Consider the following 10,928-nt stretch of genomic DNA (forward strand, 5'->3'; position numbering starts at 1 on the left):
ATTAGTGTACCAAGAGACAAAAACAGGTAAGCGCATCGGGTATGTACCGGTCAATAGGTACGGGCGCTGGCGTATAGCCAAGCCCCGTTCCCACGCCAGACATGAAGGGAGTCGTTCATCCCGTCAACGGCTGCGGATCTTCTCGACAATCGCCGTAGTCGAGCTGTTTTCCACCAACCCCAGTACTTTCACCGTCCCGCCGTAAGCGGTCACGATGTCAGCGCCGACTACCTGGTTGATCCCGTAGTCCCCCCCCTTGACCAGCACGTCCGGCTTAACCTCACGCAACAGATTTTCCGGCGTTCCTTCAGGGAAACTGATCACCCAATCCACCGCCCCCAGACCCGCCAGCACCGCCATGCGACGGTCGACACTGTTGATCGGACGACCCGGCCCTTTCAGACGGCTCACCGACGCATCATCGTTGACTGCAACGATCAAACGATCGCCATGGGCACGTGCCTGCTCGAGGTAGGTCACGTGGCCGGCATGCAGAATGTCGAAGCAACCGTTGGTGAAGACGATCTTCTCGTTATGCGCACGCGCGTCGTCGACCGCCAGCAACAACTGCTCAAGGCCCAGCACGCCGCGCTCGGACCCTTCTTCACGCTGGATGGCGCGACGCAGCTCGGGGGCACTGATGGCCGCCGTGCCGAGCTTGCCGACCACGATGCCAGCCGCCAGATTGGCCAGTGCTACCGCGTGCGGCAGCTCTTCGCCGGCGGCGATCGCTGCCGCCAGCGTCGAAATCACCGTGTCGCCGGCACCGGTTACGTCAAACACTTCACGGGCCCGAGCGGGCAGGTGCAGCGCCGGATGATCAGGGCGCAGCAACGTCATGCCGTGCTCGCCACGGGTCACCAGCAACGCGCCAAGGTCCAGATCGTGCATCAGCTGTGCGCCCTTGCTCACCAACTCGTGCTCATCGGCGCAACCGCCGACGATGGTCTCGAATTCACTGAGGTTCGGGGTAATCAGGCTCGCACCACGGTAGATGGAGAAATCCTTGCCCTTGGGATCGGCCAGCACTGGAATGCCACGAGCACGGGCGGCCTGAATCAGCACCTGATGGTTTTTCAACGCGCCTTTACCGTAATCGGAAAGGACCAGCACCTTGATGCCTTCAAGCAGTTCTTCGACCTGCCCCGTCAACGCCAGGGCGTCGGTGGCGAACGGCTCTTCGAAGTCGATACGCAGCAATTGCTGGTGACGGCTCATGACCCGCAGCTTGACGATGGTTGGCTGGTGCGCGATGCGCTGGAACAACGCCCGCACGCCAGCACCCTTGAGGCTATTGACCAGACTGTTGGCGGCTTCATCGTCGCCGGTCACACCGACCAGCGAGGCAGGCGCGCCGAGGGCGGCAATGTTCAACGCAACGTTCGCGGCACCGCCCGGGCGGTCCTCGATTTGCTCGACCTTGACTACCGGAACAGGCGCCTCAGGAGAAATCCGAGAGGTACCACCATGCCAATAACGGTCGAGCATGACATCGCCGACTACCAAGACAGGGGCTTGATCGAATCGCGGCATGGACAACTTCATGGAGCAACCCGCATACAAAATTAACAGGGGCGCGATTCTAACACATGGAAAAGCGCCGTCCGCCTCAATCTCAAAGGTCGCGCACCCAGAACAATTCGTGACGCCGCACCGCCTTGCGGAAAAACTCGTTACTACCTGTGGCGGGCCAGCGCCGACCGGCCAATGCCTGCTGAATCAGACGTCGCAACTGACGTTTGAAAACCGGAGCCTCCTGCAGGTCATGCTCCATTGCCAGCGCCATGGCCTTATCCAGTTGTTCGTCAGAGGACAGCTGCGGGCTCCACAGCTTGTCGACAGGCAACGGTTCGATGGCCGGCGGCAAGGCGATACCGGCACCGGCCGCCCCCATGGGCCAGCGGTCGTTGTCATGCAGATGATTGGCGTACATCAGCAGGGTCCCTGGCTTCCAGGCGCTGGCGGCGATGGCTTCAAGAACCGCGCCGGTTGACGCGACGTGATCGCTGTGAGGGTCCAGTTCGGGATGGGGAGTCACCACCACCTCGGGACGGAAATGTTCCAGTAGCGCTACCAGGTCGGCGATCAAGTTTTGCCAGGTCGGCGCCCCGTCGATATCAGCGGGCAAAATCATCGGGTTTTGCTGGCGCACAGGGCGAACATCGCTGTCCCCGGACTCGCGCGAGCCAAACGACTTGGCAGGCTCCTCGGCCATCAACGGCAATTGAAGGCAGTAATAGCCCAATTGCACGCAGCGGTTGACGGGCACACCACCCCACAGCGGAATGGCCAGGCTGTCCCAGCTGCGCAGACGCCCTTTCAGACGCGCCGCCTGAGACTCGCTCAGCCCCAGGCGCTGAAAATTATCGGCCTCGATTTCGCCCTGAGTCAAGGTGACGATGCTGACCTCTTCACTGCGACTGTAAAGGCCGAACGCGGCCAGCTCGGCATCATCGGCGTGGGGCGCAATAATCATCACGCGTTGCTGCGCATAATCGGGATTGGCCATGACCCACAGCGTACCCGTGGCAGCCAGGGTGCAATAGCGTCCACGCACCACCAGCGAGCCCTGCGCAAGCATCGCGCCCTGCCCTGAGAGATTAAGAAAACGCCGTCCTTTTACGCCGCGCTCGAACTCTTGGCGATCATCACCGACCTCGACAAACGGATCCAGCCAGCGACCCAGCCAGGTGGTTTTCACTTCAAGTTCGAGTATGAGGGTCTCGCCTTCAGCCAGCGGCTCGCTCAGACGTACCAAGCCAGCCTCAAGGTTCACCGTTTGATGCGGGGTGCCATCGGGAAAACCGTACTGGTAGTCATCAGAGGCCCGATAAAACAGGTGATCGGCAAACCACGCCTCGTGAGCCACCCAAGCCAGCACCAGCAGAAGCGGCACCATCCACCACCCCAGCCAGAAACCGAGTACCGCCAGTGTCAGCAGGAAAGCAACGAGAAACACTCGCTTATTGCGCCGATGAGCCTTGAGAAGCCGTTGTTTGCGAGCACTCATGAATTAGACCTGATAGACCGGCACCTTATGGCACCAGCGATCCTTATATTCGCGATCGGCACGACCGAATGAATAACGCAGAACCTTGCCCAGCGCCCGCGCCTCTTCCCAGGCCTGCTGAGTGTTGACGAAACTGAGCACGCTACCCGGGCTGAACTCGCGGTTCTGAGGGTCGACACCGCCGTTGATGTATTCCAGGGAAACCCATTGGGGCGCTTCGACGCGATACAGAATCTGGGTGGCGATAGGCACCGAGTCCAACATCACCACCGAGCCGGTCATGAACTCGCGCAGCAAGGTGAACACTTCCGCCAACCCTGCCTTGCCAGGGACTTCAAACCCCCAGCGGCGTTGAAACAGCTCGCCATACGCAGCCGCTTGCTCCTGCGGTGACAGCTGGGACATCGGGATCAACTCCCCGCCAGCCTCTTCCAGCAGTCGCTGGTCACGTCGCTGGTTGTAGCGGAATTTTTTCGAATAGTCTTCTGGTGCTCGCGCCAGTGCCAGTCCTTGGGGGAGCTCGCGCAAGGTGCTGATTTGCCGGACATTGAGTTCCGAGACATACGCCATGCGCTGACGGACTGGTACCTCGACGTCCGGGGCGATGGGCAGAATAATCTCCGCGTTCCCCATGTCCAGCAACCCGCGTTTGCCCTCGCGCTTGAGCACTTCCTTGGACAAGGCGATGTGGCGCCCCCAGCAAGGAACGGCTGCCACGACAGCACCGTCCACGATCCAGCCAAGATAACGCAGCTCGATGCCGACAAATGTCGACAAGCGCTCTACCACCTGAGGGTGAGTGGCGAAGCTGCCGCCAAAACACTGCCAGGCCCGCTCGTAGGCACTACGGTCAATCTCGGTCCAGCCACGTTCGCGCCAGCTTCGAAGCAGCCTCAGCATGCGCCAATCACGTGTGTCGACTGCAGCTCGTCACCCTCTTGAAACTCTTTGGCGTGCAGACGGGAGTAATAGCCGTTGAGCGCCAGAAGCTCCACATGAGTACCGCGCTCGGCGATCCGGCCTTCATCCATGACCAAAATCAAGTCGGCCTTCTCGATGGTGGTCAAGCGGTGGGCAATCACCAGAGTCGTACGGTTTTTCACTACTTGATCCAGAGCTGCCTGGATATGACGCTCCGACTCGGTATCGAGGGCAGAAGTCGCCTCATCGAGGATCAGCAGCGGTGCATCCTTGAGCAAGGCCCGGGCAATGGCGATACGCTGGCGCTGGCCGCCAGACAGCAGCACACCATTTTCACCCACTATGGTTTCATAGCCCTGGGGCATCTTGACGATGAACTCGTCGGCATAAGCCTCCAAAGCCGCCCGGCGCACTTCTTCAACGGGCGCACCAGCGAGGTCGCCGTAGGCGATGTTGTTGGACACGGTGTCGTTGAACAAGGTGACCTGTTGGGTCACCAGGGCAATCTGCCGACGAAGGCTGCGCAAGGTGAAATCCTGGACCTTCACACCGTCGAGCAGAATCTGCCCTTGTTCGTGCTGATAGAAGCGTGGAATCAGGCTGGCCAGTGTGGACTTGCCACTGCCCGAGCGTCCGACCAGTGCAACCATCTGCCCGGGCTCCACGATAAAGCTGATGTCGTTGAGCACTTGCTTGTCGCTTTCCGGGTACTGGAAGCTGAGGTTGCGCACTTCCAGACGCCCCTCAAGGCGATCATATTCAACCGTACCCTGATCGACTTCCGCCGGCTCATCCAACTGCTCGAAAATACTCTCGGCACCCGCCACACCCTTCTGAATGGTGGAACTTACCTCAGAGAGCTGACGAATCGGCTTGGGTAGCAGGCCCGCCATGGTGATGTAAGCGACCAGGTCGCCGGGCGAGGCATCGCCACGCAAGTACAACACCAGGAACATGACAACGGCCATGGCGCTGTAGGTCACCAGTTGCAGCATCGGTGTGTAGACGGCGCCAGTTTTGGTCATGGCCAGTTGCTTGTCGGTATTGCTCTGACTGGAGTCCTTGAAGCGTACCTTTTCATAGGTTTCGCCGCCGAAGCTGCGCACTACGCGATAGCCATGAATGGTCTCGGAGGCGACGTGCGTGACATTGCCCATCGAAACCTGAATCTTTTTGCTTTGCTTGCGAAATTTACGGCTGGTGCTGTTCACCATCATGCCAATCAGCGGCAGGATGGCCAGCATCACCAGCGTAAGTTTCCAGTTCATCCACAGCAGCGTGCAGAACAGGAAAACCACGGTCATGCCTTCACGAATCACCACCTTAATGGCATCGGTAGCGGCACCGGTGACCATGTTGACGTTGAAGGTGATACGAGAAATCAGGTGACCGGAATTGTTCTTGTCGAAGAAGCGGTTCGGTAACTCCAGCAACTTATTGAACAGAACCACTCGCAAATCATGGACCAGGCCCAGGGAAACCCGCGCCAGAAAGAAGTTACCCAAATAGGACCCCACACCCTGCCAGACCGCGATCACGACGATCATCAACGGTACGGTTTCCAGCAACTGCAATTTGCCCAGGTAAGGGTTCCCGGGAAACAGGCTGGCTTCCGGGTTGGCCAGGCCGTCGACGAAATACTTGAGGATATAAGCGAGCATCGGCTGGGTCGATGCGAAGATCAAAAACCCTACGATGCTCAGTATGAACAGGCCCACGTAAGGCTTTACGTAAGCCAGAAGGCGGAAATAGATGGCCAGCGTAGACTGGGCTTTCGGTTCAGGACTGCTCATAAGAATCCGCGCAAATCAGTGAGGAGCGGATGATATCACACGCCCCTTTTTCCCCAATGAACATGACGGCAGGCCAGCCTCTGGCCAAGTCGGTTAAGATAACCGGCTTATATGGGGAGTCAGGCATGCAAGCGATTGATCACAGCACCTATGAGGCACTGCGCGAAGGCGCGCACGTACTGGAAGCCGATGGCTCCGGCGACAAGGTGCTCAGGTTGGCCGACGGACGCATGCTCAAGCTGTTTCGCCGCAAACGCCTGCTCAGTTCCGCGCTGTTTTATCCCTACGCTCAACGCTTCGCCAACAACACCCGCGCCTTGGAGCTGCGAGGCATTCCCTGCCCGAAAATTATCGCGGTGTATCGCATCCCCAGCATTCAACGCGATGGCGTGTACTACAGCCCCCTTGAAGGAACGACAGTGCGCCAGCTGCAAATCACTGCCGAAGAGGCCAACGCCTTGAGATCCCAACTAGGGGGTTTCATTGCCCGTTTGCACGAGAAGGGGGTGTACTTTCGGTCGCTGCATTTTGGCAACGTGGTGCTGACGCCCGACAACACCCTGGGACTCATCGACATTGCGGACTTGCGCTGCCAAAAGTGCACCCTGAGCGACAGCAAACGGCTGCGCAATTTTGCCCATCTGCTGCGCTACAAAGAGGATCGGCAGTGGTTGCTGGGCCAGGATGCTGGCGACACCTTCCTTGAAGGTTATCGCCAGGGTCTACCTATCAATCGGCAGTCACCAATGATCGAGCGTCTGCGCCAACTGCTGGACTAAACGTTACTGGCCGATGACCAATACGGTGGCGCCTTTGCGGTTGGCGAAACGCGCAAGAATGCGCTGCTTGTGCTCCTCCAACCATCCACTTAGCCATGGCTCGTCGCCACGGGCATCGATCAGGAAATAGCGAAAATCGCCCGCGTGCTCCGGGGACATCGCCTCCTCCCGGGTCAGACTATTGAGCACATAACCACGACCGGCGTAATAGCTGATGCGGCCGTCCTCGAAGTATGCCGGTGCGCCCGGCTCAATATGGGCGGCCACCCAGTGGCCTGCCTCGACAAAATGAGTCTTCCCCGGACTGGTGGAAACCACGTTGGACAGCATCACCAACAAACCCAGCACCACCAGCGCCTTGCCCCAGCGCGGAAACTGACGGACAAAGACCGCCAACGCCGACGCCAGCACAGGAACGAACAGCAGGTTCAGGAAACTCAAGTAGCGAGTGTTCATGAACTGCTGCTTCAAATAGAACAGAACCAGCACTACTCCATACAGCAAAGCTGTCCAGGCAAACGGGCGATAGTCGCGCCAGTAAGCCCGCAGAACACTCCAGTTGCTTCGTAGAACAAACGGAAGAGCGAAAGGCCCCATCAGTTTCACGATGCTAATCAACATGGATGCCAGGATGCCGAAGAAAATGATCCGCCCGGCCTCGTCCTGCGAGTACTTATTGATCAACGATTTGGAAAACTGCCCGGACAGCTGACCGAACGACGCAAACACACTATGCGGATTGAGCATTTCCAGGTAGAGCGAAACACGCGCGGCCGAAAAAGCGCCCGACACCGAGATCACAACCAACCCCACCACTGGCAACAGAATAAACTGCAGGAACTGCTTGCGTTGCGTGGATGACCAAAGATTCGACAACTGCCAGAGCCCCAACGCGGGTATCAGCAGCAAGGCCTCAAGGCGAAACAACGCGGCCGCCACGATTGCCAAGTGGATGAACGCCGCACGAAGCCAGCCGCCACGCGCCTGCCATCGCAAAGCAAGCCAGAGCGTCAGGGTGCAGAAAAACCAGAAACCAAATTCGCGAATGATGTCATTTCGAAAAGAATTGACCGCAGGCATTGCCAATACCACCAGGCAGGCCCAGCGAGCGCTGTCCGGGGAACGTTGCCGTACACAATCAACCACCAACGCACAGGTGCCCGCAAGAAAGCCCCCACACCACAGATAGGCGCTCAGCTCCAACGGCAAATGCAGGACGATATGAGTACCGGCCAGGAGATAAGAAAACCAGGGCCAATCGAAGGTCTGCCAGGCCACTTTTGGCCCGTGTTCCGTGACCTGCTGAGCAATATCAATGTAAAGCGCAGCATCACGTCCGACAGTCGCCGTTCCAAGCACGGCAATCAGGGAAAGCAGCAAACTACTCCAGAACGCCAACCTGACCGGATATTCACCAATAATCCGCGAGATCAGAGCCCCCGCTTTGCTGCCAGTTTTTAACATCCGCCCCCCTCAACAACGCGCACAACGTTTGGCGCAAAACAGTTCAACGAATGGATTGCAACAGCCTCAGGCAGCGTCTGCCGGATCAAGTTCAAGCCTTATCATCAGCCATTAACACTGAACGACATGCTCGAAGACACGGTCTCGACTGCTTACCTGAACAGCAGACGCGCCGCCTTGCGTGTGTAGGACCAGCGTGTGAGCGTGCGCCAGTCGGCACGCAAAGCCTGAAGATAGAACTTCTTGGCCAGTGCATACTCGCCCCCGACGTAACAATCGCGAAACAACGACAGGCACCGCTGTACCAAAAACGCCTGGCGCAAATCATGCAACTCTTCGGGCATGCGTTCGTAAGAAAAAACCTCGCCGACCATTTCCGTGCCCGCCGCAAGGCTTTGGGTCAAATCATGTCGCATGCTGTCGGCGTGCTTATAGATAAACGCCAGAGGCTGATCGAGAACGCTGCAGGGAAACCGCGCCAGCACCTGAGCGAATACCGGAATGTCTTCAACGTTGCGCAAGTGTTCGGGATAGTTGCCTGGCGCGAAGACATCACGACGCATCGCGCAAGCACCATTGGAGATCGACACGGTTTTGTCCAGCAAGTAGCCTCGAACTCGCTCCCGCGCCGTGGCAGGCAAGGGCTTTACGGTATGCAAACTGCGTTTGCCGTCAGCGAACACCGACCAGTGGCCGCCAATGACCAAACGGCTCTCAGGGTTGCTCGCGATATGCTGAATCAACCCATCCAGCGCCCCCGGGGCCATCTCGTCATCCGCATCGAGAAAGACCAGGTAGCGCCCGCTCGTCTCTTCGATCCCGAGATTGCGAACTGAAGAAAGCCCTCCATTGGTTTTGCGCAAAGCACGAAAGCGTCCGACGTGTACCGTCATAAGCTTTTCGACCACTTCAGGCGTTGCGTCGGTGGACCCGTCATCAATGACCAATAGCTCCGTCCGCCCCTCAACCAACTGCGCCAGTACTGACTCCACTGCCCGCGGCAGGGTCTGGGAATAGTTGTAGGCCGGAATAACGACGCTGATCAGTGTTTCAGTCAAAACCGTACCCTTCCGCGCCCTCTTTCACCACAAGAATGTCTTCCATGATCAAGTATTGCAGATCAGAACCAAAGAACATGTTCAGGGCGTCCGTCGGCGAGCAGATCATCGGTTCGCCACGACGGTTGAGCGAGGTGTTCAGCGATACGCCGTTACCGGTCAGCACTTCCAGCGCCTTCATCATGTCGTAGTAGCGCGGGTTGTATTCGCGCTTGAGCACCTGGGCCCGCGACGTACCGTCTTCATGGACGACTTCCGGCACGCGGGTTTTCCACTCTTCCGCCACTTCAAAGGTGAACGTCATGAACGGCGCCGGGTGATCGACCTTGATCATCTGCGGTGCAACGGTGTCGAGCATCGACGGGCAGAAAGGCCTCCAGCGCTCGCGGAACTTGATCTGGTGGTTGATCCGGTCAGCCACGCCGGTGGCGCTCGGGCAACCGATGATCGACCGACCACCCAAGGCGCGCGGACCGAACTCCATGCGACCCTGGAACCAGGCCACCGGGTTGCCGTCGACCATGATTTTGGCGATGTTTTCCGGCATGTTCTCGAGCTTGCGCCATACAGGCTTGCTCGGGTGACGGGCACACGCCGCGAGCACGTCTTCATTGGTGTAGGACGGGCCGAGGTAGACGTGTTCCATCTTCTCGACGGGTACACCACGGGCGTGGGACACGTAAGCCGCAGCACCGACCGCAGTACCGGCATCGCCGGACGCCGGCTGCACGAACAACTCTTTGACGTCGTCGCGGGCGATGATTTTCTGGTTCAGTTTGACGTTCAACGCACAGCCACCGGCGAAGGCCAGTTTGCCGGTTTCCTTGAGTACGTCGCCCAGATAGTGGTCGATCATCTGCAGCGAGATCTTTTCGAACAGCGCTTGCATGCTCGCGGCGTAGTGGATGTACGGTTCGTCGGCGATGTCGCCTTCGCGCTTCGGCCCCAACCACTCGATCAGCTTCGGCGAGAAATAGAAGCCTTTGCCTTTCTCTTTATAACGACGCAAGCCGATGACGTTGGCGTAGTCGGTGTTGATCACCAGCTCGCCGTTCTCGAACGAAGCCAGACGCGAGAAATCGTATTTGCTGGCATCGCCATACGGCGCCATGCCCATGACCTTGAACTCACCGTCGAGCATCTCGAAACCGAGGAACTCGGTGATCGCGCCGTACAGGCCGCCAAGGGAGTCCGGATCGAAGAATTCTTTGATCTTGTGGATCTTGCCGTTTTCGCCGTAACCGAAAAAGGTCGTGGCGTACTCACCCTTGCCGTCGATCCCGAGGATCGCGGTTTTCTCTTTGAAACCGGAGCAGTGATAAGCGCTGGAGGCGTGAGCCAAATGATGCTCGACCGGTTCGATCTTGATTTTTTTCGGATCGAAACCCAATTGCTCGAGGCACCAGACAATCTTGTTGCGATAGCGTTTGTAACGACGATTACCCATCAGGATCGCGTCGAGCGCGCGGTCCGGGGCGTACCAGTAACGCTTGGCGTAATGCCAGCGAGCCTTGCCGAACAGGCTGATCGGCGCGAATGGAATCGCTACCACATCAACGTCGGACGGCTTGATGCCAGCCTGTTCGAGGCAGAACTTCGCCGACTCGTAAGGCATGCGGTTCTTTGCATGTTTATCGCGCACAAAGCGCTCTTCCTCAGCCGCCGCGACCAGCTTGCCGTCGATGTACAAGGCTGCGGAAGGATCATGGCTAAGGGCGCCGGACAGGCCAAGAATCGTCAATGCCACAGGGGTCTAGCCTCTTTAGTCTGCGTGCAGGCGCAAGGCGCCTCAAAGATTAATGTGCCCTCGCAAAGGGCGAGTGGCAGCTAAAGGGCGGGATTATAGCGTAAACATGGCGGGAATGACCCAGCGCATATTGCCCCCGTGAAGATGCTCCGGGCG

General features: G+C 58.4%; 8 protein-coding genes. 1 reads left to right on the forward strand and 7 read right to left on the reverse strand.

The genetic code is table 11. From position 1 onward, the window contains the following. Positions 1–123: 123 nt before the first annotated feature. From hldE to msbA, 4 genes are all read right to left on the reverse strand, one after another. Complete coding sequence (gene hldE / locus ACYZT0_RS23160; RefSeq protein ID WP_462043158.1) at positions 124–1,545, reverse strand: bifunctional D-glycero-beta-D-manno-heptose-7-phosphate kinase/D-glycero-beta-D-manno-heptose 1-phosphate adenylyltransferase HldE; 1,422 nt, start codon at positions 1,543–1,545, stop codon at positions 124–126. Between the two features lie 70 nt (positions 1,546–1,615). Continuing rightward, positions 1,616–3,010: a PIG-L deacetylase family protein gene (locus ACYZT0_RS23165; RefSeq protein ID WP_462043159.1), complete on the reverse strand. Its 1,395-nt coding sequence runs from the start codon at positions 3,008–3,010 to the stop codon at positions 1,616–1,618. A gap of 3 nt (positions 3,011–3,013) precedes the next feature. Continuing rightward, positions 3,014–3,910: a GNAT family N-acetyltransferase gene (locus tag ACYZT0_RS23170; protein WP_462043160.1), complete on the reverse strand. Its 897-nt coding sequence runs from the start codon at positions 3,908–3,910 to the stop codon at positions 3,014–3,016. Further along, on the reverse strand, positions 3,904–5,724 hold the full coding sequence (gene msbA / locus ACYZT0_RS23175; RefSeq protein ID WP_462043161.1) for a lipid A export permease/ATP-binding protein MsbA: 1,821 nt from the start codon (positions 5,722–5,724) through the stop codon (positions 3,904–3,906). Before msbA ends, ACYZT0_RS23170 begins: the two co-directional genes overlap by 7 nt. Positions 5,725–5,849: 125 nt before the next feature. On the opposite strand from msbA, the gene ACYZT0_RS23180 reads away from it, so the two are divergent. Then, a complete protein-coding gene (locus ACYZT0_RS23180; protein ID WP_462043162.1) occupies positions 5,850–6,503 on the forward strand; it encodes a lipopolysaccharide kinase InaA family protein in 654 nt (217 codons plus the stop codon). Positions 6,504–6,506: 3 nt separating this feature from the next. On the opposite strand, the gene ACYZT0_RS23185 is transcribed toward ACYZT0_RS23180, so the two are convergent. The 3 genes from ACYZT0_RS23185 to ACYZT0_RS23195 all read right to left on the reverse strand — a co-directional run bounded on the left by ACYZT0_RS23185 (position 6,507) and on the right by ACYZT0_RS23195 (position 10,772). Then, entirely contained in the window at positions 6,507–7,967 is a 1,461-nt protein-coding gene (locus tag ACYZT0_RS23185) for a hypothetical protein (RefSeq protein ID WP_462043163.1), read from the reverse strand. A gap of 152 nt (positions 7,968–8,119) precedes the next feature. Next, positions 8,120–9,025 (reverse strand): glycosyltransferase family 2 protein, encoded by a 906-nt coding sequence (locus ACYZT0_RS23190; protein ID WP_462043164.1) that lies wholly within the window; start codon positions 9,023–9,025, stop codon positions 8,120–8,122. Beyond that, positions 9,018–10,772 (reverse strand): carbamoyltransferase family protein, encoded by a 1,755-nt coding sequence (locus tag ACYZT0_RS23195; RefSeq protein WP_462043165.1) that lies wholly within the window; start codon positions 10,770–10,772, stop codon positions 9,018–9,020. The genes ACYZT0_RS23190 and ACYZT0_RS23195 overlap by 8 nt, the downstream gene beginning before the upstream one ends. Positions 10,773–10,928 lie beyond the last annotated feature (156 nt).

The sequence above is a fragment of the Pseudomonas sp. ZS1P83 genome (assembly GCF_054897825.1).